Below are 25,127 nucleotides of genomic sequence, written 5' to 3' on the forward strand. Positions count from 1 at the left end.
AGGACCAGTGGGATAGTGGAGGCATGGTGGACCGGAGAAGTGGCGTCCCAGCGTTCAGGCAGGTCGCATCCGACCTTCGTGAGAAGATCACCGCGGGCGAGTACGCGCCGGGCGAGCAACTGCCCAGTGAGCGTGAACTCGTTGACAGCTATGGTGTTTCGAGGCCGACTGTTCGTGAGGCGGTCAACATGCTCCGTGCGGAAGGTCTTGTTACCTCCGAGCACGGGCGCGGTGTGTTCGTGCGGCCTCCGGCGAGCATTCAGCGCATGTCCAGGGCGAGGCTGTCTCGTGAGGCGCGCGAACGCAACCGCGGTGCGTTCCTCGCCGACGCTGCCGCCCGCGGGTTCACACCGTCGACTTCGGTGAAGATCCGTTTCGAGCAGGCTGATCAGCGGGCAGCCGCGCACCTCGCCATCGACGAAGGAACCGAAATCACGGTGCGGGATCGGGTGATGCGCGCCGATGGGCTGGTTGTGCAACTCGCGGTGTCGCGCCTACCGCGTGAGCTGACGCGCGGCACCGCGATCGAGGAGGTCGACACCGGGGCTGGCGGTGCGTACGCACGACTTGAAGAATCGGGGCACCGCCTGGGTTCCTTCGTCGAACATGTCGGCGCGCGGATGCCAACGCCGGACGAGGCGACGCAGTTGCAGCTCGCCGAGGGTGTCCCGGTGATCACCGTGACCAGGGTGGCTTACACCGAGGACGGCACGCCGGTCGAGATGAACGACATGGTGCTCGCCGCCGATCGCTACGAGCTGTCCTACGAGTGGCCTGCCGACTGAATCACGCGGCCAGTGCGGCGTTTTCCAGTTCCGCCAAGGCCGTGTCGAGGTGGACGAGGATGCGTTGCAGGTGCGGGACGCTGCGGCGACAGCCGGTGATGCCGAAGTCGAGGTTGTCGCCGTTGCTGGTCAGGGTGATGTTGAGGGCCTGCCCGTCGAGCAGTACCGACGCGGGGTAGATGCCGTCGAGCTGCGCGCCGTTCCAGTACATCTGCTTGCGCGGGCCGGGGACGTTCGAGATCACCAGGTTGAACGGCGGCCGCGTGTTCTCCACGACACCGGGCAGCGGCGAGACACCGAGCGCGGCGACGTTGATGCCGGACAACGCCAGTGTCTGCAACGGGGACAGCTCGGAGAACAGCCGCTTCCCGTTGCGCATCGAGGCGTGGATCGCGGCCAGGCGGTGCGCGGGGTCGGGCTGGTCGGTGGCCAGGTTGCACAGCAGCGCGCCGATGTTGTTGCCGCTGGCGGTGCCACTGTCTTCCTTGCGGCGCAAGGAAACCGGCACCATCGCGATCAGCGGGGCGTCCGGCAGCGCGCGCTGTTCGATGAGGTAGTCGCGCAGCGCGCCCGAGCACATGGCGAGCACGACGTCGTTGCGGGACACCCCGGCCGCGGTCGCGATGGCGCGGACCCGGTCCAGTGACCACGACTGCGCGGCGAACCGGCGGGCGCCGCCGATCGGCACGTTGAGCATGGTCTTCGGGGCCTGCATGGGCAGCGTCAGCGTGTGCTCCTGGAACGCTTCGCGCGCGACCTTCACCGCCACCGGGGCGATGCCCGCGAGCTGGTTGAGCGTCCTGCCCGCGGTGCGCAGGAACGACGCGGGTGCTTTGCCGTTGCGGGTCCCGCCGGTGTTCCGCGTGCCCCACGGCGGCGGGCAGGCGAGGTCGTCCGGGGAGTCGCTGAGCGTGTTCTGCAGTTGCCGCAGCGCCGAAACACCGTCCATCAGCGCGTGGTGGACCTTCGTGTACAGGGCGAAACGGCCGTCGGCGAGACCCTCGACGAGGTGGGATTCCCACAGCGGACGGTGCCGGTCGAGCAGCGTGCTGTGCCAGCGCGACGTCAGCTCCAGCAGCTCGCGGATCCGGCCGGGGCCCGGCAGCGCGGAGTGCCGGAAGTGGTAGTCGAGCTCGAGGTCGGTGTCGGTGGACCAGGCGACGTGACCGAGCGTGTTCACCGGCCGGGTCGGGCGACGGCGGAACACCGTGCGCATGTTCTCGTCCTGGAGCAGGTTCGCCCGGAGATCGCGCAGGTACTCGGGCCCGGCGCCCTCGGGTTTGCGGAACAGGCTGAGGCCGCCGACGTGCATCGGATGTTCGCGCGTCTCGATCAGGAGGAACATCGAGTCGGTCACGGGCATCATCGGCATGCCGACCACCTTCCCTCGCGGTACCCCGGGAGGGCGAGTGTACGCACACCACGGCCGATCGGGCAGATTCGCTCTAGGCTGGGGGCATGACGATCCCGACCGACCCGAAGACGGGGGAGTTCCGGCGCTCCGCCAACCATTTCGACGCGCGCGTCACCGCCGACGGGCGGGACGGCTGGCCGGTCGAGGCGGGCCGCTACCGGCTGGTGGTCAGCCGGGCCTGTCCGTGGGCGAGCCGGGGGCTGATCGCGCGGCGGCTGCTCGGGCTGGAGTCCGCGCTCTCGGTCGCGGTGGCCGACCCGATCCAGGACGAGAAGAGCTGGCGCTTCACCCTCGACGCGGACGACCGCGATCCGGTGCTCGGCATCCGGTACCTCGCCGAGGCCTACCACGCCGCCGACCCGCACTACATGGGCGGCATCAGCGTCCCGGCGGTGGTCGACGTGCCGAGCGGACGGCTGGTGAGCAACGACTACCCGCGGATCACGCTCGACCTGGCCACCGAGTGGGGCGGGCTGCACCGGCCCGGCGCGCCCGAGCTGTACCCGGAGCGGCTGCGCGCGGAGATCGACGAGGTCAACGACGGCGTTTTCCGCGACGTCAACGCGGCGGTGTACCAGGCCGGATTCGCGAGCAAGCAGGCCGCGTACGAGGACGCCTACCAACGGCTTTTCGCCCGCCTTGACCAGCTTTCCGAGCGGCTGGCCGGGCAGCGCTATCTCGTCGGCGACACCATCACCGAGGCGGACATCCGGCTGTTCACCACGCTCGTCCGGTTCGACGCGGTGTACCACGGTCATTTCAAGTGCAACCGGAACAAGCTGACCGAAATGCCGGTTCTCTGGGCTTATGCGCGCGATTTGTTCCAGACTCCCGGATTCGGTGACACGGTCGATTTCGACCACATCAAACGGCACTACTACGCCGTGCACGAGCAGGTGAACCCGACGCGGATCGTCCCGCTCGGCCCCGATCTGTCCGGCTGGACGGATCCGCACGGCCGGGAGGCGCTCGGCGGGCGGCCCTTCGGCGACGGCACCCCGCCGGGCCCGCCGCCGGAGGGCGAGTTCGCCGGACCCCGGTGGTAACCGTGGGGCCACCGCCCGTGCACGGGGGGTGTTGCTGGCGTATTCGATCATCTGGCAGCATGCCGGGGTGGGTGATCGGACCGGAGCAGAACATGTCGCGGACGCCCTGACCGCCCTGGGTACCGAAGTCGCGTTCGGACTCCCCGGGGTGCACAACCTGCCGCTGTGGGAAGCGCTCGCGCACACCGGTATCCGGTTGATCGGGGTACGGCACGAGCAGACGGCCGGGTACGCGGCCGACGGATACGCGCGGGCCACCGGCAGGCTCGGTGTCGCGCTCGTCACCACCGGTCCCGGCGCGGCCAACACGCTCGGCGCCGTCGGCGAGGCGATGGCCTCGGCGGCGCCGGTGCTGGTCGTCGCCACCGACATCCCGTCGACGTTGCGGCGGCCCGGCGTGGTCCGCGGAGTGCTGCACGAGACCTCGGACCAGCAGGCGATGTTCGCGCCGGTGACCAAGGCCGGGTTCACCGTGCGCGCCGCCGACCAGATCGGCCCCACCCTGCACCGCGCGGCCCGGCTGGCCACGCAGCCGCAGAGCGGCCCGGTCTACCTCGGCATCCCGGCCGACTACCTCCGCGACACCGCGCCGCGGCGCGAACCGCCTCCGCCGCCGCTGGCGCCGCGCATCGACATCTCCGAGCTGAGCGCGGTCGAGGCGCTGCTGTCGGGTGCGAAGCGTCCGCTGATCTGGGCCGGTGGCGGCGCGCTGCGGTCCGGGGCGGGCGAGGCGATCGGCAGGCTGGCCGAACGGCTCTGCGCGCCGGTGCTCACCACGTTCGCCGCCCGCGGCCTGCTGCCGCCCGAACATCCTTGCCTGGCCCCGAATCCGGTGCACAGCCCGGAGGTCGGCGAGCTGTGGGACACCGCGGACGTGGTGCTCGCGATCGGCACCGACTTCGACGGCCTGATGACGCAGAACTGGCTCATGCCGAAGCCGCCGAAGCTGATCGCGGTCAATGTCGACGCGCAGGACGCGGCGAAGAACTACCCGCCCGACTTCCTGCTGGTGGGTGACGCCCGCGAGGTCGTCGAGGTGATCGACGTCCCGAAGCGGCCTGGACTGCCCGAGCTGACCGCGCGGCTGACCGGGATCGGCCGCCGGGTGCGGCGGCGGATCCGGGAGGAGGAGCCGCAGGCCGCGGACTTTCTGTCCACTTTGGAGGAAGTGCTGCCCCCGGACGCGGTGGTGGTCTCGGACATGTGCGTCGCGGGCTACTGGCTCGGCGGCTTCCACCGGTTCCGCGCGCCACGCCGCTTCGCCTACCCGATGGGCTGGGGCACGCTCGGCTACGGGTTCCCGGCCTCGCTCGGCACGGCCGCGGCCGGCGGCGGGCGGGCGGTCTGTGTCAGCGGTGACGGTGGTTTCCTTTACGGCTGCGGGGATCTCGCGACGCTGGCCGCGGAACAGCTGCCGGTGACCGTCGTCCTCGTCGACGACGGTGGTTACGGCATGCTGCGCTACGACCAGGAGCGCGCGGGCCTGCCCTATCGCGGGGTCGACTGGGACAGTCCGGACTTCGTGGGGCTCGCCCGGTCCTTCGGTGTGCACGCCGAACGGGTGTCCGGGTTCGGGCGCGCGTTCCGGCGGCGGCTGGGTGAGTTCGTGAAGTCGGACGAGCCGAACGTGCTGGTGGTCAGCGCGCGGCTCGCCCCGCCGGTCAACACCTCGCCGCGCTGGTACCGGCGGGATGACCGCTGACCTCCTGGTTCGCGTCCGGTGGTGATCCGGGTCAGGATGGGTGGCGAGGACCAGGAGGCAACGCGAGCACACAATCGCGAAGCACCGCTCACGGCGCCGACCGGGTGCGGGTGTCCCGCAAAGCACAGGAGGCAGGTATGACTTCAGCACAGCCGAATCCGCTGTGGCACCCGTTCGCGGACATGGGCGCGGTCGACGGGGACCGCTTCGTCGTCACCCGCGGCGAGGGATCCTATGTCTGGGACGAGGACGGCGAGCGGTACTTCGACGCGACGGCGTCCCTGTGGTACGCCAACTTCGGCCACGGGCGCGAGGAGATCACGCGCGCGGTCACCGAGCAGCTCCGCACGCTCGACTCGTACAACCTGTTCGGCTACAACGCCACCAAGCCCGCGCTGGAGCTGGCCGAGCGGGTCTCCGCGCTGGCGCCGGTGCCCGGCTCGAAGGTGTTCCTCGGCTCAGGCGGCGGTGACGTCGTGGACACCGCGGTGAAGATCGCGCGCTCGTACTTCGCGCACACCGGGCGGCCGGAGAAGGTCCACGTGATCGGCCGGGTGCAGGGGTATCACGGCACGCACGGGTTCGGCACCGCGGCGGGCGGGATCGCGGTGAACGCGGAGGGGTTCGGGCCGCAGGCGAGCGGGTTCTCGCACATCGCGTGGGACAGCGCGGAGGCGCTGGAGGCGGAGATCCAGCGGGTCGGCCCGGAGCGGGTCGCCGCGTTCTTCTGTGAACCGGTGATCGGCGCCGGGGGCGTGCTGCTTCCGCCGGACGGGTACATCGAGGCGGTCGCCGAGATCTGCCACCGGCACGACGTGTTGTTCGTCGCCGACTGCGTGATCGCCGCGTTCGGACGGCTGGGCACCTGGTTCGGGATCGACCGCTGGCCGGTGCGTCCCGACCTGATCACCACCGCGAAGGGCATCACCGGCGGGACGATCCCGCTCGGCGCGCTGCTCGTGGCGCCGCGGGTGGCGGAGCCGTTCTTCACCGGCGCGCCCGGCGCCCCGGTGCTGCGGCACGGCGCGACCTACGCCGGGCACCCGGTGGCCTGCGCGGCGGCGAACGCGACCCTCGACATCTACGAGCGGGACGGGCTCATCCCGCGTGGCCGTGAGCTGGAAAAGCCTCTCGCCGACGCGCTGTCCGGGCTCCGCTCGCACCCGCTCGTCGGCGAGGTACGGGCGGGTCTCGGTTTTCTCGCCGCGGTGGAGCTGCGCGACGACCTGCTCGCGACGGATCCCGGCGCGCCCGGCAGGCTGCAGCGGCTGTGCCGTGCGGAGGGGGTGCTGGTGCGCCCGGTGGGCCGGGGCATCGTCGTGTCACCGCCGCTGATCGCCGCCGAACCGGAGCTGGATCTGCTGGCCTCGGCGTTGCCGAGGGCGATGGACCGCCTGGTTTAGCCCGCCCGTTCCCGCTGTCCTTTGTGGACGGAAGGTGCTGAAGGACGCCTTCGGTGCGTTGGTCGCACTGAAGGACGCTTTCAGTGCAGTGGATGCACTGAAGGCGTCCTTCAGCACGTCCGCAACGCGTCGTCCGGGACATCGCGCGCCGACGGGTCAGGAGATGCAGAACTCGTTGTTCTCCGGATCGGCCATGGTGACCCAGCTGTGTGGCCCCTGCCGCCCTCGGTGCAGGAACGTCGCGCCCCGCCCGGCCAGCTTCTCCCGCTGCTCCTCGACGTTCGCCGCGCCGACCCAGACGTCCAGGTGCACGCGATTCTTGACCGTCTTGGCCTCCGGGACCAACTGGAACAGCACGCGTTTCGGCGGGCCGCCCGCGGGCGAGTCCGGATGTCGGATCGCCGCGCCGGACTTCCACACGAGGGAGCCCCGGTACGTTCTGGTCTCCGCCTCCGTCGCGTAGCCCTTGGCGATCATCTCGCGCACGAACGCCTCGTCGGTCGGTTCGGTCTGCCAGCCGAGCGTCTCCGCCCACCAGTCGGCGAGCACGTGCGGGTCGGCCGCGTCCACGGTCACTTGGAAGTCATACGCCATACCGGGACGTTAACCACCGGCACCGACATTTCCTGAAGAGACGCAGCTTGAAGAGACGCGGTGGCGAACACCGCGGGCCGCTCGGCGGGGACCACCGTGAACCGCCACTTGTCCACGCCGCCGCCCATGATCTCGGCGTACCGGCGCGCGCCGTCCGCGTTGGCGAAGCGGACCTGCTGGCCGTTGGTGAGATGGGTGATCTTGACCGCCACGGTGCCTCCTGTACTGGGTGGGCCGGCCCGCGGAGCTTCCCCCTCCGGGACCGGCCACGTCAGTAGAACACGTGTTCGACAATCTTCGCCACCCGGGTCCCCCGGGCGAGCGAGAAGGTCAGACGCCGAACGCCGCCGGGTACCGGATGACGCCGCCGGTCACCGGCCGCGACGGGTCGAGGGTCAGTGCCATCATCGCCTCGTCGGGTACCTCGAACGACGGCCGGATGCCCCATCGCGAAGCGGGGACGAAGCCGAACCTCGGGTAGTACTCGGGGTGTCCGAGTACGAGCACGAGGTTCTCGCCCAGCGCCTTCGCCGCGTCGAGCCCGGCACGGATCGCGGCCGAGCCGCCGCCCTGACGTTGGAACGCGGGCAGCGTCGAGCACGGCGCGAGGCACAGCGCGGGAGCGTCGTCGACGTGGCAGCGGGTGAACAGGGCGTGGGCGGCGAGCGTGCCGTCCGGGGCCTCGGCCACCCACGACAGGCCGTCGATCCACGCGCCGGGGTCGGCGCGCAGGGCGTCGACGAGGTCGGCCTCCTCGCGCGTCGGGAAGGCGGCGGCGGTGATCGCGTGGATCGCCGGGATGTCGGCGGCCGTTTCGGGCCGGGTGTGCCAGGTCATGGTGGTTCCGTTCTCGTGCGGGGTGCGGGGACGCAGGACGTACCCGGCGTAGTGGTAGTCGTCGCCGTGGTCGCGCCGCAGGGAGATCTCCTCCCGGGCGGCCTCGATCGCCGCGGCCATGCCAGGGAGGGCCGGGTCGGCGGCGTCGAGGTGTGCGGACAGCGGCGTGTAGCAGTCGTGCCACCAGTCCTCGTCGGGCAGCGGCCAGTGCGCGCCGACGTGATAGCCGGCGGCTTCGGCGGCCGCGACGTTCTCTTCGGGGGAACGCAGCGGATAGCCGCTGTCCCAGAAGGCCCGCGAACGCGGCGAGGGGGTGGGAGTGCTCCACTCGGCCTCGGTGACGACGAGGACGCCGTCGGGCGCGAGCAGCCGCCGCCACCTCCGCAGCGCGGTGTCGAAACCGAGGACGAAGGCCGAGCCCTCGGCCCAGATCAGGTCGAAACCGGCGTCGGCGTAGGGCAGTTCGGCCATCGACCAGCGCACGGGGGTGACCCGCTCGGCCAGCCCGCGACGTGCCGCCTCGGCGGTGAGTTCGTCGAGGAACGGCTGATGGGTGTCGACGGCGACGACGTCGGCGCCCGCCTCGGCGGCCAGCAGCAGCGCGGAGCGGCCGGAACCGCAGCCCACGTCCAGCACCCGCGGCCGGGACGGCAGCCGCCCGGCCAGCCGGAGCAGGTGCCGGGTGGTGGCGTCCGAACCCGGGCCCTGCCGGGGCAGTCCGTGGCGCAGCGCGAAGAAAGCGGAAATATGATCGGAAGAACGAGACAACGTGGAGACCCTTGGTTCAGGGGTCCCGATACGGGCAGTGCTCAGACCGGGACCCGGGATACGAGGATGATCCGGGTGACACGCACGGTGGCGCGTTCCACGACAGTCATCAACTCAGCTCCCCAGGTCGGTACGGCCGCCCCACGTTAACACGCCGCCCCACGCGGGGGCAGCGGGTTTTCCGTACGGCTCAAGCGTCCACTGTGGACGTCGAGGGGGTGCGGCGCATCACGACGCGGGGCCACGCGTCGAGGCCGCGGGCCGCCTCGTGCCGCCGGATCGTGCGGAGCCCGTCGCTCAGCTCGGCGTCGTCGACGATCTCGAAGTTCAGCCGTTCGTAGTACGGCGCGTTCCAGGGGACCTCGGCGTAGGTGGTGAGGGTGAGCCCGGCGAGGCCGTGGTCCGCGGCCCAGCCGTCCACGGCGTCGATCAGCGAGCGGCCGAGCCCGCGCCGGGCGTGGCTGGGCCGGACCGAGACCTGTTCGATGTGCGCGAACCCGTCGACGATCTCGGCCAGCAAGTAGGCGACCGGCCGGTCCCGCTCGTCGGTGCAGACCCAGGCGCGGCCGGCCCGCTGGTAGGCGGCCAGCTCCTCGATCGACGGCGGTTCGTCCTCGGCGATCGAGGTCATGCCGAGCGTGCGGAAGGGCGCGCCGGCGGCACGCTCGATGTCGCGCAGGACCGGAAGGTCTTCACTGGACGCGGAACGGATCACCCGACAGTCCTACCGTGTTCGCCGCCCTCGCGCGAACGCGTTTCGTCGCGGCGCCCGGCCAGCAGCTCGCGCTCCATCGACTGCCGGACCTCGCCTTCGATCAGGCTCCACACGTGCTCGACGTGCCGGGCGAACTCCGGAGAACGCTTCACAGCCAGCGTTCGGGGCCGTGGCAGCGTGACGTCGAGGACGGCCCGCACCCGGCCCGGCCGCGCGGTGAGGACCACGATCCGGTCGGACAGGTACACCGCCTCGTCGACCTGGTGGGTGACGAACAGCACGGTTTTCGCGCGCTGCGCCCAGATCCGCAGCAGCTCGCCCTGCATCAGCTCGCGGGTCTGGCCGTCCAGCGCGGCGAACGGCTCGTCCATCAGCAGCACGTCCGGGTCGACGGCGAGCGCGCGGGCGATGTTGACCCGCTGGCGCATCCCGCCGGACAGCTCGTGCGGGTAGGCATCCGCGAACCCGGGGAGCCCGACGAGGTCGAGCAGTTCGGCGGCCTTCGCCGCGCATTCCTTTTTGGACAGTCCGTGGAACTCGAGGCCGAGCCCGACGTTCCTGGCGACGGTGCGCCACGGCAGCAGCCGGTCCTGCTGGAAGACGAGCGCGCGGTCCTGGCCGGGGCCCCGCACCGGCCTGCCGTGCAGTGTCACCGTGCCGGTGGTGGCCGGGATCAGCCCGTCCACCAGCCGCAGGAGCGTGCTCTTGCCGCAGCCCGAGGCGCCGACGACCGAGACGAACTCGCCGGCCGGGACGTCGAGATCGATCCCGTGCAGCGCCTCGACCTCGGATCCCTCGCGCCGGAAGGTCTTGCCGAGGTTCTCCAGCCGCAGCTTCGCGGACGCGTCGCTCACGCGGTCCCCTCCTGTCGCTGGACGACGCGCCAGCGTCCCACCCGCCGTTCCACCGCGGCGAGCGCGTAGGTGATGACGACCCCGACGACGCCGAGTACCACCACGCCGACGAACAGGCCCCGGGTGTCGAAGGTTTCCGCGGAGCTCTGGATCAGCAGCCCGATCCCGGCCTTGGCGCCGAACAGCTCCGAGACGACCACGCCGACCAGGCCGTGCGCAGCGGCCAGCCGCAGTCCGGCGAGCACCATGGGCAACGCCATCGGCAGCTTGATCTTGACGTAGTTCTGCCATCGCGTCGCGGCGTACGCGCGGGCGACCTCGACCAGGTGTGGGTCGGTCGTGGAGAAGCCGGCGTAGGTGTTGATCAGGATGGGGAAGACCATCACGATCGCGCAGATCACCACCTTCGACGCGATGCCGAGGCCCAGCATCAGGACGAACAGCGGCGCGAGCGCGATCACCGGCGTCGCGTTGAGCGCGGACACCCACGGGTCGAGCAGGTCGCGGATCGGCGCCGAGGAGGCCATCGCGACCCCGGCCACGACGCCGCCGACGATCGCGAACGCGAGCCCCAGCAGGTACGTCCGCGCGGAGACGCCGAGGTCGCGCGGGAGGCTCCCGTCGGCGGCCAGTTCGAGGAACCGGGTCCAGATCGCGCTCGGCGGTGGCAGGAACAGCGGGTCGAACACGGTGCGGGACAACAGTTCCCACAGCGCGATCCCGCCGAGCACGGACACCGCGCCCAGCGTCCTGGTGCGCGTTCTGGTCATCGCCCGGACCCCCTGGCTTCGGCGGCGTAGGAATCGTCGACGAACTCCCGGACGTCGACGGGGCCGCCGGGGAGCAGGCCGACGAGGCGCAGTCCGTCGACGACGCCTTCGCCGGCCGGGAGGCTGATCCCGATCCGGTCGGCGAAGGCGGGGACCTTCGAGCGGAACAGCAGTTCGTAGGTCTGTTTCGCGCGCTGCGGCGGGATTTTCGTCTCGGCGGCGAGGATCTTGGTGGCTTCCTCGGCGTTGGCGGGCTCGTGCAGCCATCGCAGGGCGTCGTCGCGGGCGGCGAGGTAGCGGACCAGTTCGTCGCGGTGGTCTCGGGCCCAGGACGCGCGGACGACGACGCCGGTGAACGAGAACTGGTAGCCGGGGCCGAGCAGTTCCGGCAGGTAGCCGAGCCGGTGCGTGCCCTGCTGTTCGGCGGTGAAGTTGACCGGCGGCAGCAGCATGGTCGAGGACGTCCCGCCCACGTTCATCGCGGCGAGCCGGTTCCCGGTGCCCCCGGTCGGGACCATCTCGACCGTGGCCGGGTCGACGCCCATGCGCTGGAGCAGCTGGTAGGTGACGACGGTGGCCTGGTCGGTCGGCGACGGGATCCCGACCGCGGTGCCCGCCAGCGCGGCGAAACCGCTGATTCCTTTGGCGGACATGACGAACGGCGGCCGGACCGTGGTGTCGGCGACGTCGACGAAGTCCAGCGCGCCGCCGGTGCGCAGCCGGGCGAGCACGGTGTTGGCCAGGCCCCTGCCGACGTCGACCTCGCCGGTCGCCAGCAACTGCACCGACTGGGTCGCGGTCCCGGTCTGCGTCCGCCGGACGGTGACCCCGTGCTTGGCGTAGAAGCCTTTCGCCTTCGCGACGTAGTCGTCGAAGTCGGTCACCGAGGGCGCGGCGACCGTCATGGTGACGAGGTTGGCCGGGCGGGCCGGATGCGCGGAACCGCAGGCGGTCAGCGAGACCGTGCCGAGGGCGGCCGTGAGCGCCAGGGACAGCCACGGTCTCCGCACGAGTGCTCCGCGAGGTCGAAGGACAGCCGCCATTTGGCACATTGTGAGAATCGAATGAGAAAATACGATGGCGAATCTAGCGTGGCGGCTTTGTCGTCGTCAATCGACCGAATAGCGGAGTACCGAATCGGCCGTTCACAGTGAGTAGGAGGAAACGGCCTTCTGGATGCGATTCGCGTACGCCTGCAAAGCGGTGATGGAGGTGCGTTTCTGGTCGTCGGCGATCCGCGCGGCCGGGCCGGCCATGCTGAGCACCGTCGGCCTGCTGCCCGCGGTGTGCACCGGGACCGAGCAGGCCCACACGCCCTCGTCGATTTCCGCGTGGCTGGTGGAATAGCGGTTGAGCATGGCCCGCCGGAGCTCCTCGCGCACGCCGGCGCCGCGCCGCTGGACGATGGCGGGCATGCGGCGTTCGCGCTCGGCCTCGGGCAGCAGCGCGAGCAGCATCTTGCCCGACGCCCCGGTGCCCAGCGGCAGCGAATGCCCAGGCTGGAACGTGAAACGCATGGCCTTGTCGCATTCGACCCTGTCCGCGCACACGGCGACGTCGCCGAACTGCTGGAACAGCATGATGGTTTCGCCGAGTTCCCGTGCCGCGTCCTCCATCGCGGGCTTGGCGAGCCGGGCGAGGTCGTTGGCCAGCTGTGCCGCGCGCGCCAGTGGCATCACCTGGCTGGTGAGGTGGTACCGGCCGGCTCTGCCCTCTTCGAGCAGCTGGAGTTCCTTGAGCAGCGCGACATAGCGGTAGGTGGTGGCGACGGGGGTGCCGATGAGCCCGGCGAGTTCGGCGACACTGCATTCCCAGCGGCGTTCGGAAAACGCGAGCAGGAGCTGCAGGACCTTCCGCGAACTGCTGGCGCCGGGGGTGCGACGGGGTGGTGCGGCACTGTCGATGGGGCGTGCGGCAGGGGACATCTTGACCTCTCCGGGCGGCGCGAACTACCTTCGCTATCACATCGAGTGAATAAATTAGCACGATATGTAAAACAGTGACCAGAGTCGTGCGGGGACCCGCGCGGAGGGAGCGATCGGTGAAGATCGACGCGTTCTGTCACATCCTTCCGCCCCGGTTCGCGAAGGGGTTCTTCGCCATCGACGACGCGCCCGCGGTGCGGAATCTGCAGAATCGTACCCGCGCGATTCCGGCGCTCACCGATCTCGATGTCCGTTTCCGGCAGCTGGACGAGTTCGGCGACTACCGGCAGATCCTCAACGTCGCGGCGCCCCCGCTGGAGGACTTCGGCCCGCCCGCGCGCTGCGCGGAATTCGCCAGGCTGGCCAACGAGGAGCTCGCCGGGCTGGTGGCCCGCCATCCCGACCGGTTCGCCGGGTTCTGCGGGGCCGTCGCGCTCAACGACGTCGACCGCGCGCTGGCGGAGATCGACTTCTGCTTCGGCGAACTCGGCGCGCTTGGCGTGCAGATCTACTGTCATGTCAACGGGCATCCGCTGGACGAGCCGCGGTTCGACCCGCTGTGGGCGCGGCTGGCGGCCAGCGGGAAGCTGGTCCAGGTGCACCCGAACCGGACCGCGGCGTGGCCGGACTACCCGGCCGAGCGCCGGTCCCGGTTCGAGATCTGGTGGGCGTTCGGCTGGGAGTACGACCTTTCCGTGTTCATGGCGCGGATGGTGTTCTCCGGGGTGCTCGAACGGTGGCCGGGGCTGAAGTTCCTCATCCACCACGGCGGCGCGATGGTGCCGCACTTCGCGGGCCGGGTCGGGCCGGGCTGGGACCAGCTCGGCGCGCGGACCCCGGGGGACGAGAAGGCCGACGTCACGGGATACCCGCTCACCCGGCGGCCCCTCGACTACTTCCGGATGTTCCACGTCGACACCGCGCTTTTCGGAGCGGAGGACGCCCTGCGCACCTCGATCCGCTTCTATGGCGTGGACAAGGTGCTGTTCGGGTCGGACAGCCCCTACGACCCGGAGAAGGGTCCCGGCTACATCCGCGCGACCGTCGGGAACCTGGCGGCGCTGGACCTGACCGACGCGGAACGGGCCGCGATCTACCACGGCAACGTCACCCGCCTGCTCGATCTCGGCGAACCCGCCGCGGCCGGATAGCCGGGCCGTCACATGCCCGAAGTGCTGGTGGCCGGGGCGGGGCCGGTGGGGCTGACCCTCGCGATCGCGCTGGCGCGCGGCGGAATCCACGTCCGGGTCGTGGACAAACGCGCCGCGCCGGGACGATTGCCGAAAATGGAGCGGTGTAATGCGCGGACAATGGAAAATTTCCGTAGATTCGGGCTCGCCGACGCAATTCGTGCGGCCGGTCTCGACGGTGATGTGCCGATGGATGTCTTCATCTGTCTGCAGGACCTGACCGGGCGGCCGCTGGTGCACCACGAATACCCGTCGGTAAACCGGCTCAAGGCCGCCTATCGCGCGGTACGGGACGGGAGTTGTCCCGCCGAGCCGTCCCAGGTGATTTCGCAGTACACGCTGGAACCGCTGTTGCGCGCGGCGGCCGACGCGCTGCCCTGCGCGCGCGTCGACTTCGGGCACGAGCTGACCGCGTTCGCGCAGGACGAGCACGGGGTGACCGCGACGATCACGCGGGCGGACGGCACCGCGGAATCCGTGCGGGCGGCCTACCTCGTCGGCTGCGACGGCGCGGGCAGCACCGTGCGGCGCGGGCTCGGCGTCGCGTTGCGGGGCGAGTCGCGGCTGGAGATGCGGCAGGCACTGTTCGCCAGCGACGAGCTGTACGCGCGCATCCCGGCCGGGCGCGGCAGGCACTACCACTTCGCCGACCGGCTCTCCTCCTACCTGGTCGTGCAGGACGACACGCGGCGGTTCTCGTTGCACGCCACGGGCCTGGCGGAAACGGAGATGCCCGCGTTGTTCGAACGGCGCGTCGGCTTCCCGATCGCCTACCGGACGGAGTACCTGGGCACCTGGCGGCAGCGGCTGATGGTCGCCGACCGCTACCGCGACCGGCGGGTGCTGCTCGCCGGTGACGCGGTGCACCTGATGATCCCGGCGGGCGGGCTCGGGATGAACACCGGGCACGCCGACGCCGTCGATCTCGCGTGGAAGCTCACCGGGACCCTGCGGGGGTGGGCCGGGCCCGGGCTGCTGGACGCGTACGAGGCGGAACGGCGCCCGGTCGGGATCCGCAACGTCGGGGCGTCGCGCCGGGCGACGCTGGGCCGGGTGGCGTGGCGGAGCCTGTGGTGCCCGCAGATCACCGAACCCGGCGCCGAGGGGGAGGCGGCGCGGGCGGCGCTGGCCGAGCGGGCGGACCGGGAGCAGCGGCTGAGCAACGACCTGCTCGGGATCGAGCTGGGCTACCGGTACCTGGACTCGCCGATCATCGCGCACGACGACGGGCCCGCGCCCGATCCGGACGGCTTCGCCTACGAGCCGACGACGGCGCCGGGCGCGCGGCTGCCGCACGTCTGGCTGGACGACGGCGGGGCGGTGCAGGATATGTTGGGTGCGGAGTACACCATGCTCCGCGTCGGCGCCGGGGGTGATTTCTCCGCGCTGGCCAAGGCTTTCGCCAGGTTGGGTGCGCCGTTCCGGTGTTGTGACGTGCCCTCGGCCGACGCCGCGGCGGTCTACGGTCACCCGTTCGTCCTGCTGCGGCCCGATCTGCACGTAGCATGGCGTGGCTCGGCCCCGCCGTCCGATATGGACGGTCTGGCCGCGCTGGTCACGGGCTGGAAGGAGGGCTGATGCGGCTCAGCAGGGAGACGGTGGTGGCCGGCGCGCTGGACCTGCTGGACGAGGTCGGCCTGGACAAGCTGACCATGCGGCGGCTCGCGGACACGCTCGGGGTGCAGAACGGCGCGACGTACTGGCATTTCCGCACGAAGCGGATGGTGCTGGAGGCGATGGCGGAGTCGCTGCTCGGCGACGTCGTGCGGGATTTCGACGGCGAAGGGGAGTGGCGTGACCGCCTCGCGGAGCTGATGCGCCGCTTCCGGGCGGTGCTGCTCTCCCGGCGGGACGGCGCGCGGTTGTTCTCCGGGCTGCTGTTCGCGGCGCCGAACGCGCTGGCGTTCGGGGAGCTGATGGTGACGTTGCTGCGGCGTGGCGGGCTTTCCGCGCGGTCCGCGGTGTGGTCCGGTGACACGCTGGTGTACTTCGTCGTCGGGCACACCGTGGAGGAGCAGGCCGCGCGCGAGCTGCCCGCCGACGGCGCGAAGACCCGTGAACTGGAGACCGCGCTCGATCCCGAGCTGTACCCGAACACCGCCGAGGCCCTCGCCCACGTCCCCGCCCCCCACCACGACGACCACTTCGAACACGGCCTCGCGGTCATCCTCCGCGGCCTCACCACGTAACTCGCGTGTTCACCCACGTAACTCGCGTGATTGGTGGCGTAACTCGTGAGTCGCGCCGCCAATCACGTGAGTCGCGGCCTCAATCACGCGAGTTACGTGTGAGGAACGGGGTGAGGAGGCCGGGGAGGGCGGCGTCGGCGAGGGCGAGGGCGTCGGATTCGGCGACGTCGACGACCTGGTAGCCGCCCTTGCCCGCGGCGATCGGGGCGATCAGGGTGACCAGGCCCGCGCGGCGCTGGAAGAACGAGCGGTCGAGCACGATCCCGGTGAGCCCGTCGCAGCGGATCACCGCGGTGCTCCTGGCCAGCGAGCCGGAACGGGTGACCAGGTGCCTGCCGGTGAGCCGGTGCCCGAGCGCGCGGTAGCGGTCCCAGCCGACGAGGGCCGCGACCGGGAGCAGCGCGCACGCGGTGAGCCATGGCCAGTCCGGCAGGAAGCCGATCCACGCGAGCCCGGCCAGTACCGCCGCGAGCAGCGCGGTGCCGAGGATCGCCCGGCTCAGCCGCCGGTGCAGCGCCCGGCGCGGATGCCGGACGAGCCCGGGGCCGAGCGGGTCCTCGCCGAGCACGTCCGCGACGACCTCGTGGGCCCGGGCGACCGGGGCCGGGGGCAGCAGCAGGCCGCCGCCGTCCTCACGGCCGCCGTGGTGCAGCCCGGACGCGACCGCCGTGGCGCGGGCCCCGCCGACGAGACGCAGCGGGAGCGGTTCCTTGATTTCGGCGCCGCGCAGGCGGTCCTCCTCGATCGACACCGAGCGGGTGGTGATCAGGCCACGGCGGATGTGCAGGGTGCCCTCGGGCTCGCGGGTGAGCCGGAAGTTCCAGAACGACAGGACGTACCCGCCGACGGACAGCAGCGACACGACCACGAGCAGCGCGGCCGCGGCCAGTACGACGACCAGCCAGAGCGGCGCGGCGGTGACCTGGTCGGCCAGCGAGCGCACCGGGCCCAGCTCGACCGGGTCGAGGTGCAGTTCGTGCGCGAAGTGGTAGACGGTGCCGACCAGCGCGCCGATGACCGCGAGGCCGGACAGCGTGAACGGCGCGTACCGCAGCCAGCGCCTGTCCACCGCGGCGAGCGGGATTTCCGGCGGCCCGGCCGGGGCGTCGCCGGTGCTGCCGGTGACTTCGGCGGTTTCGGCTGTTTCGGCGGCGGGTTCCGCCTTGCGGTGCAACAGGAGGGTGCGGAGCCGTCGCGCCTCCTGCTTGGTCACCGCGTCGAGGACCAGTTCGTCCTTGCCCGGCCCCTTGCCGTGGTTGTGCCGTCCGGTGCCGATGCGCACCGCGGCGAGGGAGAAGAGGCGGTGCTTCGGCTCGGAGGTGACGTCGACGGCGCGGATGCGGTCGCGCGGGACGGCGCGGTGCTTGCGCAGCAGCAGCCCGGTACGCCACTCGACCTGTTCGCCGGTGACGCGGTAGCGCGAGGTCAGTACGTGGGAGACGCCGACGAACACGGCGAGCCCGGTGGCCACCAGCCCGATCCACTGCCAGCCGTTGCCGTTCCCCAGTATCAGTGCCCCGAACAGCACCGGGATGGACTTCACGACGTCCAGCACCGGGCGGATGAGCAGCATGCGCCGGTCCAGCCGGTGCCAGCGCGCTTCGCCGGTGTCTTCGGCCGGTGTGGTCGCGACGTCGTTCTCGGTGGTGTTCACGTCGCGTCGCCCCGCACGGTCCTGGTCCGCTGGGTGAGCTCGTCGGCGAGGGCGAGCGCCGTGGCGTGGTCGAGCCCGGAGATCCGCAGCGGCCCGGCCGAGGACGCCGTGGTGATGGTGATCTTGGCGAGCCCGAACAGCTGCTCCACCGGGTCGCGCTCGATGTCGACGGTCTGGATGCGCGACACCGGCGCGATGCGCCACTGCTGTTTGAGCCAGCCCGCCTGTGTGTACACGGCGTCGCCGGTGACCTCCCAGCGGTGCACGCGATAACGCCACTGCGGCATCACGAGCAGGTGCAGCGGCCCGAGCACGCAGGCGACCAGGAGCGCCACCGACAGCCAGGACGGCGGATCGTCGCTGGTGAGGACGATGACGGCCAGCACGGCGATGACGATCGCCCAGCCCGCGCCCGCCGTCGCGGTCCAGTATCCGATGGCCCGGCGGCTCACGCGGTGTTCCGGCGGGCGCAGGCGCAACGCCGTGGTTTGTCCGTTCACCTCCTCAGCGTGCCGTATCGGGAAGTGACGCGACCACGACAACTGTCATGAGCTGGTCCATCCGCGCTCCAGCGCGTGGCGTTACCATCACGGTCTCCCGAAGGGAATGGACGTGGGGGCGCGCCGCGTTGACCGGGGGACGGCGTAACCGACAGCGAGCGGCAGGAGGATCAGTGGGACTCGATCCCGAGGATCTGTACGAGGTGGACTCGGATGTTCCCGATCTGACCGGGGCGGTGCTGCTGCACTCCTTCGAAGGGTTCATGGACGCGGGCTCCGCGGGACGGCTGCTCACCGAACACCTGCTGGACGGCGGGGATAACCGCGTGGTCGCGCGGTTCGACGTCGACCGGCTGATCGACTACCGGTCGCGGCGTCCCACCATGACCTACGCGGTGGACCACTGGGACGACTACGACGCGCCGGAGCTGGTCGTCCGGCTGCTGCACGACGCGGACGACACGCCGTTCCTGCTGTTCACCGGTCCGGAGCCGGATCACGACTGGGAGCGGTTCTGCCTGGCGGCGCGGAGCCTGGTCGAGCGCTGGTCGGTGCGGCTGACCGTCGGGTTCCACGGCATCCCGATGGGCGCGCCGCACACCCGGCCGCTGGGGCTGACCGCGCACGCGACGCGCAAGGATCTCATCGGCGACCACCAGCCGCTGCCGAACCGGTTGCAGGTGCCGGGCAGCATCGCCGGGCTGCTGGAGTACCGGCTGGGCCAGTGGGGGCACGACGCGATGGGGTTCGCCGCGCACGTGCCGCACTACCTCGCGCAGTCGACCTATCCGGCGTCGTCGGTGAAGCTGCTGGAGGCGCTCACGAAGGCGACCGGGCTGAACCTGCCGGAGGGCGACCTGCGCGAGGCGGCGAGTGTCGCCGACGCGGAGATCGCCCGTCAGGTCGCCGAGTCCGACGAGGTCGCCGACGTCGTGCAGGCGCTGGAGCGGCAGTACGACACGTTCGTGGAAGCCTCCGAACGGGACAGCCTGCTCGCCGAATCGGTGGAGCACATGCCGACGGCGGAGGAGCTGGGATCCCAGTTCGAACGCTTCCTCGCCGAGCAGCAGCGCGGCGACAACCCCGACCGCTGACCGTTTTCGTCGCCCCCTCCCCGTACTGTGCCGGGTAGGGGGCCTCCGGGTGTCCTGAATCTTCCGTTCATTCCTTCAGTGGTCCGTGAATGCCACATTGAGGGACTCAGAGTCCCTCAATGTGGCATTCACGGACCTACGGGGGCAGCGAGGGCCCGTAGGCGTTGGTCCTCATCGATTTTTCCTTGTGGCTCGCGGGATGCCCGCGTCCGGGGCGCAGTCGTGCGGCGAATCCTCGGTTACCGCAACGAAAGCGGCTTCGGCCCCGCGATCTCCTTAGGGTGAGCGGATGGTCCTCTACGACGAGATCGGCGTCGGCTACGCCGCGCACCGGCGCACCGACTCCCGCTGGCTCACCCCGGTTCTCGACGCGCTCGACGGTGCGGGGACGGTGCTCGACGTCGGTTCCGGCACCGGTTCGTACGCGCCGCCCGGCCGGACGGTGCTCGCGGTCGAGCCGTCCGTCGCGATGATCGGCCAGCGCCCGCCCGGCTCGCCGCCGGTGGTGCGCGCGGTCGCGGAAGCGCTTCCGGTGCGGGACGACGCCGTCGACGCGGCGCTGGCCGTGCTGACCGTGCACCACTGGACCGACTGGCGCCGGGGCGTCGCCGAACTGCGCCGGGTGGCACCGCTGCGGGTCGTGCTGGCCTACGACACCGCGCGGATCGCCGACTTCTGGATGGTCCGTGACTACCTGCCGGAGATCCTGCGTCTGGAACTGTCCCGTCCCTCGTCCGACGACATCGCCGACGCGCTGGGCGCCGACGTCGTGCTGCCGCTGCCGGTGCCGTGGGATTTCACTGACGCGCTCTTTCCCGCGCACTGGCGGCGGCCCGCCGCCTACCTGGATCCGCGGGTGCGCCGGGTGGCCTCGGCGTTCGCCCAGACACCGGCCGCGGTGGTCGAACGGGGCATCGCGCGGCTGCGCGCGGACCTCGACAGCGGGCGCTGGCACGAGAACAACGCCGCGCTGCTGGAGGAGAAGGAGTACGACGCCGGATTCCGTCTCGTCGTCTCCCGCGCCTAGGGACGGCTCAAGGCCGCCAGTCGACGAGTTTGCGCAGTGCCTCGGCGGTCCGGTCGAAGCCCTCGTCGCCGAGCACGGCGCGCAGTTCGGCGTTGAACTTCGCTATTTCCGGGCGGACCAGGTCGAGTGTCGCGGCACCGGCGGCGGTCAGCTCGAGCACCACCGCGCGGTGCTGGCTCGGATGCGTGTCCTTGTCGAGGAGCCCGGCTTCGGTGAGCCTGCCGACCATCGCGGTGATCGCCGACTCGCGCTGCCCGAGGACCGCGGCCAGCTCACGCTGGGTGATTCCCGGCCGCTCGCGGACCGCGAACAACGCGCCGAGCTGTGCGCTGGTGACCCCGGCGGCGGCGGTCAGCCGCCGGTCGGCGGTGACCCGTAACTGGTGTGCCGCGCGCTGGAGCAGGAAGTAGAGACGCCGATCGGCGGACTCGGGCATATCCGCATCCTGGCAGGAGCCGCCGCCCGGTGTCATTCCACGCAGCCGGGAAAATGCCGGGAAAACACCCACGCCGGGTACGAACACGTGAGGCGGGTGCGGGGCGGCACGGCCTTGTCCGGTGGACAAGGTACGGTCTCGGAATGGACGGCTTGCACGAAGATCGTTTGTCGGCAAGGAAGATCGGCGGCGCGGTGAAACGCCGCGTCGGTCGGGTCCTGCACCGGGCGGCCACCCGGTTGCACGACCCGTACACCGAACAGCTGGAACGGATGACCGCCCAGTTGCACGACCAGGCGCGCGAACTGCGTGAGGTGCGAGAGGAGGTCATCCGCCAGGGTGACCGCCTGCTCGATCGGGTGGTGGAATTCGAGATCCGCAGCCGCCGCGACATCGTCTACGCGGGGGATCAGGACGCGGCGCTGGAAAGCAATCGGTTCGCCAGGGAAAACCTTGTCGGCGCACAACATTTCGGCACGCCGCCCGAGACACTCGACCACGCGCTCTCGATCGCCCCGTCGACCGGCGGGATGGCGCTGGAGTTCGGGGTCGCCACCGGCAACACCCTCCGTGCGATCGCGAAGGCCCGTGGTGGCGTCGAGGTCTACGGTTTCGACTCCTTCGAAGGACTTCCCGAGGCGTGGCTCAACGGCATGCCCGCGGGCGCTTTCGCGCGGGACGACCTGCCCGACGTGCCCGGCGCGGAGCTGGTGGTCGGCCTGTTCTCCGACAGTCTGCCCGGGTTCCTGGAAGCGCATCCCGGTCACGTCGACTTCCTGCATGTGGATGGTGATCTCTACAGCTCGGCGAAGACCGTCCTCGACCTCGTCGGCCCGCGGCTGCGGCCGGGCAGCATCGTCCACTTCGACGAGTTCTTCAACTTCCCCGGCTGGAAGCGGCACGAGTACCGGGCCTGGACGGAATACGTCGAGCGCACCGGTGTCGAGTTCACCTACGAGGCCTACACCTACAGTGACAACCAGGTGACCGTCCGCATCACCGGTGTGCCCACAGTGGACACCGCGGTGGCCGGAAAGGCCGCCGCCAAGCGAGGCTAGTCCGGCTTTCGGTGGGGAAGTGACCCGTTTCGACGGTCACTTCCCCACCGCCGTGTCCGGCCGGTTCACGCCGCGACCGGGCTCGGGTAGTCCTGGCACCGCACCATGTTCGCCCCCTTCGACATGAGCTTGTCGAAGAACCGGGCCATCAGCCGCGTGGTCATCATCCGGTACAGCCGGTTGCGCTGCCGGATCTTCTTCTCGGTGAGCGGCGCGAGGAAGTTCCCGGCCCCGCCGCCGTTGCGCTGCCCGATCCTGGCGGCCGGGCGCAGCTTCTCCTCGTACCGCGCGAACGCGATCCGGTGATCGCCGCCCGCGACCGCGAGTTCCCCGGCGAGGAAGTGCGCGCCCATCATGCCCAGCCCGGTGCCGTTGCCGCCGGGCCCCGCGCACCAGGCGGCGTCGCCGAGCAGGACGACCCGGCCCTTCGACCAGCGGTCGAGGTGGACCTGGCAGATCGAGTCGAAGTACAGGTCCGTCGCGTCCTGCAAGTTTTCCAGCAGCTTCGGCATCTCCCAGCCCATGGTCGCGAACTTCTCGGTGAGAAAACGCTTCTGCCGCTCGACGTCGCGTCGCGCGCCGTCGGGGCCGTCCCCGGCGACGATGAGGCCGACCTGCATCAGCTCCGGTTCCCGCGCGCTGGTCACGCGCACGCCGAGGCCGGGTTCGTTGTAGGTCAGGCCCGCGTGGCGCAGCCCGAGGTGGTTGGGCGCGGAGAACCCGGCGATGAGGAACCCGGAGTCGCGCCGGAAGTCCGTTTCCGGCCCGAACGCCGCGGCCCGCACCCCGGAGTGCACCCCGTCGGCGCCGACGACCAGGTCGAACGTGCGGGTCCGGCCACTGGCGAAGGTGACGTCGACGCCCCCGGCGTGTTCGGCCAGCGACGTCACCCGGTCCCCGAAGACGTACTCGGTGTAGCCGAGGGTCCGTTCGTACAGGATCCGGCTGAGGTCGCCGCGCAGGATCTCGACCTCTCCGCTCATGAAGCTCGTCGGCAGCTCGACCGCCGGTTCGCCGTTGAGGTCGAGGATGGTCTCCGTGTTCATCACGGTCTCGTGGCGGCGGATCTCGTCGAGGATTCCCATCCGGCGCAGCAGTTCCATCTGCACGCCGCGGAAGTCGACGGCCTGCCCGCCGGGGCGCAGCTCCGGCGCGGTCTCGACGACGGTGGCGGTGAAGCCGTGGTGGTGCAGCCAGAAGGCGGCCGCGGGGCCCGCGATGCCGGCGCCGGACACGAGCACGGTCTTGGTGGTCATCTCGAGTTCCTCTCTCGGTTTCCGATGACCGCAAGACTGCGGGCGGGCGCTGACCGTCGGCGCACGGCGGGCTGACCGCCGCCGACGGCCGTCGTCAGCGGCGGTCAGCCGATCGTCAGCACCGCCTTGCCGTGCAGGCGGCGGTCGAGCAGGGCCCGCGCGGCCTCGTCGTAGCCGGTCCACGGGCCGCGCCGGCTGATCCCGGGGTCGAGCCGTCCGGCGGCCACCTCGGCGGCGAGCCAGGTCAGGTCGGCGGAGAAGTCGGCGGCCGGGTCGGCGAGCAGGTAGAACGTGTGGATCGAGCGGTCGTGCCGCCCGTCGACGGGCGTCAGCGCTTCGGGCGGGAGGACCGAGTCCGTCCCGGCCGATCGGCCGACGCTGATCAGTGCGCCACCCGCCTGGAGGGCGGCGAACGCGGTCACCAGCTGCTGCCCGGCGACATTGTCGAGCACCCCGAACACGGGCCGGTCCACCTCGGCCGGATCGGCGAGCACCTCGTGTGCGCCCAGCGCGCGCAGTTCGGCCGCCATGGCGGGGTTCCCGCTGATCGCCACGACCTCGGCGCCCGCCATGGCGGCGAGCTGCACCGCGTAGCGGCCGACACCGCCGGACGCGCCGGTGATCAGCACCCGCCTGCCGAGGAGCAGGCCCATGCGGCGCAGCACGCGCAGCGCGGTCAGCCCGGCGACCGGGATCGTGCTGACCGCGCCGAGATCCGCGCTGTCCGGCACGACGCCGAGCAGGGCGGCCGGCACGGCCCGCAGCTCGGCCCAGCCGCCGCCCGCGCCGATCGTGACCACCCGGGTGCCCTCGGCCGGGCCCGAGCCGTCGGCCGCGGCCCGGACGACCACACCCGCCGCGTCCCAGCCGATCACCGTGCCCTCCGGCGTGTCCGGACTGGTGCTGCCCTTCACCTCGCCGTAGTTGAGCGAAACCGCTTCGATCCGGACCAGTGCTTCGCCGGGAACGGGGACCGGGTCGGGTACGTCGGCCAGTGTGAGGTGGGCCGTCGCGGAGTGGTCGACAACGAGTGCGCGCACGGGCGAATCTCCTTCGAGTCAAAATGCCACAGTGTGGCGTTTGCTTCATTGGAGCATATGCGCACTGGAAGCGTGTTCGCTAGACTGTCTCTGATGACGACCTCCGGACCGCCCGCCACACTGCGCGAACGCAAGAAGCTGCGTACTCGCCAGGCGCTGGAGGAAACCGCGCTCGAAATCTTCGGCGAGCACGGATTCGACACCACGCCGCTCGACACGCTGCTCGAAGCGGTGGAGGTCTCACGGCGGACGTTCTTCCGCAACTTCCGCTCGAAGGAGGACGTCGCGCTCACCGCCGTCAAACGGCTGTGGAGCGAGTTTCTCGACGTGCTGGACGAGACCGCGAAGTCCGGACCGCTGGCCGACGTCTTCCGCGACGCGATGCTGACCACGCTCGACCGCATGGACGAGGACTGGTATCGGCGTTTCCCAGCCACGCTCCGGCTGGTCGAGGAGTCACCCGCGCTGGACGGGCATTCGCTGCGGCACTGCGCGGAGATCAAGGACGAGGTCATCCGGCGGCTGGGTGATCCGGGCCGTCTCGAACTGCGGCTGCTCGTCGAATTCTGTGTGGCCGCCTGGCACTGCGCGCTGGACGAGTGGCTGCCCGGCTGTGCCACCGGTGAGCTGCCTGGCTGCGTGCGGCGTGCTTTCGCCGCGATGGACGCGAGCCTGCGCCTGGAGGCGTGACCAGGTCAGCCGGGCGTGGATTCCTCAGGCGGGAGCGGACGGGCTGGAGGAGGCGCTGACGAGTCTGCCGATCCGGCCGTACGTGGACATCGACGTCACCCCGCTCGCGACCCACCCGATGATGAGGGAGAGCGCCTAGCGTCGGGGCGGCGAACTGCCTGGTCAGCGGCGTCGGCGTCA

Annotated in this window: 26 protein-coding genes; 12 read left to right on the top strand and 14 right to left on the bottom strand. The window is 70.9% G+C overall.

What is annotated here, in order from left to right; all coding sequences use genetic code 11:
* Positions 1-23 precede the first annotated feature (23 nt).
* Positions 24-785 carry a GntR family transcriptional regulator gene (locus tag ABD987_RS26905; RefSeq protein WP_345399469.1) on the top strand — a complete coding sequence of 254 codons (762 nt, stop codon included), beginning with the start codon at positions 24-26 and terminating at the stop codon, positions 783-785.
* 1 nt (position 786) lies between these two features.
* Here ABD987_RS26905 and ABD987_RS26910 read toward each other — a convergent pair whose 3' ends face one another.
* Positions 787-2,157, bottom strand: a complete 1,371-nt coding sequence (locus tag ABD987_RS26910; protein ID WP_345399472.1) for a WS/DGAT/MGAT family O-acyltransferase — start codon at positions 2,155-2,157, stop codon at positions 787-789.
* An 86-nt stretch (positions 2,158-2,243) separates the two neighbouring features.
* Here ABD987_RS26910 and ABD987_RS26915 point away from each other — a divergent pair, with 86 nt between their 5' ends.
* The 3 genes from ABD987_RS26915 (at position 2,244) to ABD987_RS26925 (ending at position 6,350) form a co-directional block, all read left to right on the top strand.
* Positions 2,244-3,245, top strand: coding sequence for a glutathione S-transferase family protein (locus ABD987_RS26915; protein WP_345399475.1), 1,002 nt, complete (start codon positions 2,244-2,246; stop codon positions 3,243-3,245).
* Between the two features lie 67 nt (positions 3,246-3,312).
* Positions 3,313-4,947, top strand: a complete 1,635-nt coding sequence (locus ABD987_RS26920; RefSeq protein WP_345399479.1) for a thiamine pyrophosphate-binding protein — start codon at positions 3,313-3,315, stop codon at positions 4,945-4,947.
* 137 nt (positions 4,948-5,084) lie between these two features.
* Complete coding sequence (locus ABD987_RS26925) at positions 5,085-6,350, top strand: aminotransferase family protein (RefSeq protein ID WP_345399481.1); 1,266 nt, start codon at positions 5,085-5,087, stop codon at positions 6,348-6,350.
* A 156-nt stretch (positions 6,351-6,506) separates the two neighbouring features.
* On the opposite strand, the gene ABD987_RS26930 is transcribed toward ABD987_RS26925, so the two are convergent.
* From ABD987_RS26930 to ABD987_RS26965, 8 genes are all read right to left on the bottom strand, one after another.
* A complete protein-coding gene (locus ABD987_RS26930; RefSeq protein ID WP_345399484.1) occupies positions 6,507-6,944 on the bottom strand; it encodes a VOC family protein in 438 nt (145 codons plus the stop codon).
* The gene (locus tag ABD987_RS26935) at positions 6,923-7,156 is read right to left on the bottom strand and encodes a hypothetical protein (protein ID WP_345399487.1); all 234 of its coding nucleotides are present in this window, start codon (positions 7,154-7,156) and stop codon (positions 6,923-6,925) included. The genes ABD987_RS26930 and ABD987_RS26935 overlap by 22 nt, the downstream gene beginning before the upstream one ends.
* A gap of 118 nt (positions 7,157-7,274) precedes the next feature.
* Entirely contained in the window at positions 7,275-8,549 is a 1,275-nt protein-coding gene (locus tag ABD987_RS26940) for a methyltransferase domain-containing protein (protein WP_345399490.1), read from the bottom strand.
* Positions 8,550-8,739: 190 nt separating this feature from the next.
* Positions 8,740-9,264, bottom strand: coding sequence for a GNAT family N-acetyltransferase (locus ABD987_RS26945; protein ID WP_345399493.1), 525 nt, complete (start codon positions 9,262-9,264; stop codon positions 8,740-8,742).
* Positions 9,261-10,118 (bottom strand): ABC transporter ATP-binding protein, encoded by an 858-nt coding sequence (locus ABD987_RS26950; RefSeq protein ID WP_345399496.1) that lies wholly within the window; start codon positions 10,116-10,118, stop codon positions 9,261-9,263. Before ABD987_RS26950 ends, ABD987_RS26945 begins: the two co-directional genes overlap by 4 nt.
* Positions 10,115-10,888 (bottom strand): ABC transporter permease, encoded by a 774-nt coding sequence (locus tag ABD987_RS26955; protein WP_345399499.1) that lies wholly within the window; start codon positions 10,886-10,888, stop codon positions 10,115-10,117. Before ABD987_RS26955 ends, ABD987_RS26950 begins: the two co-directional genes overlap by 4 nt.
* On the bottom strand, positions 10,885-11,898 hold the full coding sequence (locus ABD987_RS26960) for an ABC transporter substrate-binding protein (RefSeq protein ID WP_345399502.1): 1,014 nt from the start codon (positions 11,896-11,898) through the stop codon (positions 10,885-10,887). Before ABD987_RS26960 ends, ABD987_RS26955 begins: the two co-directional genes overlap by 4 nt.
* Before the next feature lie 135 nt (positions 11,899-12,033).
* On the bottom strand, positions 12,034-12,813 hold the full coding sequence (locus ABD987_RS26965) for an IclR family transcriptional regulator (RefSeq protein WP_345399505.1): 780 nt from the start codon (positions 12,811-12,813) through the stop codon (positions 12,034-12,036).
* Positions 12,814-12,929: 116 nt separating this feature from the next.
* On the opposite strand from ABD987_RS26965, the gene ABD987_RS26970 reads away from it, so the two are divergent.
* Genes ABD987_RS26970 through ABD987_RS26980 form a run of 3 tightly spaced genes read left to right on the top strand, consistent with a single transcriptional unit; the run spans position 12,930 to position 16,192 of the window.
* On the top strand, positions 12,930-13,964 hold the full coding sequence (locus ABD987_RS26970; RefSeq protein ID WP_345399508.1) for an amidohydrolase family protein: 1,035 nt from the start codon (positions 12,930-12,932) through the stop codon (positions 13,962-13,964).
* A gap of 12 nt (positions 13,965-13,976) precedes the next feature.
* Positions 13,977-15,581: an FAD-dependent monooxygenase gene (locus ABD987_RS26975; RefSeq protein WP_345399511.1), complete on the top strand. Its 1,605-nt coding sequence runs from the start codon at positions 13,977-13,979 to the stop codon at positions 15,579-15,581.
* Complete coding sequence (locus ABD987_RS26980; RefSeq protein WP_345399514.1) at positions 15,581-16,192, top strand: TetR/AcrR family transcriptional regulator C-terminal domain-containing protein; 612 nt, start codon at positions 15,581-15,583, stop codon at positions 16,190-16,192. The genes ABD987_RS26975 and ABD987_RS26980 overlap by 1 nt, the downstream gene beginning before the upstream one ends.
* Positions 16,193-16,271: 79 nt before the next feature.
* Here the strand turns inward: ABD987_RS26980 and ABD987_RS26985 are convergent, their stop codons facing one another.
* The gene (locus ABD987_RS26985) at positions 16,272-17,765 is read right to left on the bottom strand and encodes a PH domain-containing protein (RefSeq protein ID WP_345399977.1); all 1,494 of its coding nucleotides are present in this window, start codon (positions 17,763-17,765) and stop codon (positions 16,272-16,274) included.
* A gap of 77 nt (positions 17,766-17,842) precedes the next feature.
* A complete protein-coding gene (locus ABD987_RS26990) occupies positions 17,843-18,388 on the bottom strand; it encodes a PH domain-containing protein (RefSeq protein WP_378214402.1) in 546 nt (181 codons plus the stop codon).
* A 131-nt stretch (positions 18,389-18,519) separates the two neighbouring features.
* Here ABD987_RS26990 and ABD987_RS26995 point away from each other — a divergent pair, with 131 nt between their 5' ends.
* Both ABD987_RS26995 and ABD987_RS27000 read left to right on the top strand, forming a co-directional pair.
* The gene (locus ABD987_RS26995) at positions 18,520-19,440 is read left to right on the top strand and encodes a proteasome assembly chaperone family protein (RefSeq protein WP_345399520.1); all 921 of its coding nucleotides are present in this window, start codon (positions 18,520-18,522) and stop codon (positions 19,438-19,440) included.
* A 289-nt stretch (positions 19,441-19,729) separates the two neighbouring features.
* On the top strand, positions 19,730-20,467 hold the full coding sequence (locus ABD987_RS27000) for a class I SAM-dependent methyltransferase (protein ID WP_345399523.1): 738 nt from the start codon (positions 19,730-19,732) through the stop codon (positions 20,465-20,467).
* A gap of 7 nt (positions 20,468-20,474) precedes the next feature.
* Here the strand turns inward: ABD987_RS27000 and ABD987_RS27005 are convergent, their stop codons facing one another.
* Entirely contained in the window at positions 20,475-20,903 is a 429-nt protein-coding gene (locus ABD987_RS27005) for a MarR family winged helix-turn-helix transcriptional regulator (RefSeq protein WP_345399526.1), read from the bottom strand.
* 143 nt (positions 20,904-21,046) lie between these two features.
* On the opposite strand from ABD987_RS27005, the gene ABD987_RS27010 reads away from it, so the two are divergent.
* Positions 21,047-21,961 (top strand): class I SAM-dependent methyltransferase, encoded by a 915-nt coding sequence (locus ABD987_RS27010; protein ID WP_345399529.1) that lies wholly within the window; start codon positions 21,047-21,049, stop codon positions 21,959-21,961.
* Between the two features lie 65 nt (positions 21,962-22,026).
* Here ABD987_RS27010 and ABD987_RS27015 read toward each other — a convergent pair whose 3' ends face one another.
* Positions 22,027-23,217 (bottom strand): FAD-dependent monooxygenase, encoded by a 1,191-nt coding sequence (locus ABD987_RS27015; protein WP_345399532.1) that lies wholly within the window; start codon positions 23,215-23,217, stop codon positions 22,027-22,029.
* A 104-nt stretch (positions 23,218-23,321) separates the two neighbouring features.
* Positions 23,322-24,257 (bottom strand): zinc-binding dehydrogenase, encoded by a 936-nt coding sequence (locus ABD987_RS27020; protein ID WP_345399535.1) that lies wholly within the window; start codon positions 24,255-24,257, stop codon positions 23,322-23,324.
* Positions 24,258-24,350: 93 nt separating this feature from the next.
* Between ABD987_RS27020 and ABD987_RS27025 the strand changes: the two genes are divergently transcribed.
* Positions 24,351-24,947, top strand: a complete 597-nt coding sequence (locus ABD987_RS27025) for a TetR family transcriptional regulator (protein WP_345399538.1) — start codon at positions 24,351-24,353, stop codon at positions 24,945-24,947.
* Positions 24,904-25,086, top strand: a complete 183-nt coding sequence (locus tag ABD987_RS44615) for a muconolactone Delta-isomerase family protein (protein WP_425551093.1) — start codon at positions 24,904-24,906, stop codon at positions 25,084-25,086. Before ABD987_RS27025 ends, ABD987_RS44615 begins: the two co-directional genes overlap by 44 nt.
* The last annotated feature ends 41 nt before the right edge of the window (positions 25,087-25,127 follow it).

The organism is Amycolatopsis samaneae, assembly GCF_039541975.1.
GTDB classification, from domain to species: domain Bacteria; phylum Actinomycetota; class Actinomycetes; order Mycobacteriales; family Pseudonocardiaceae; genus Amycolatopsis; species Amycolatopsis samaneae.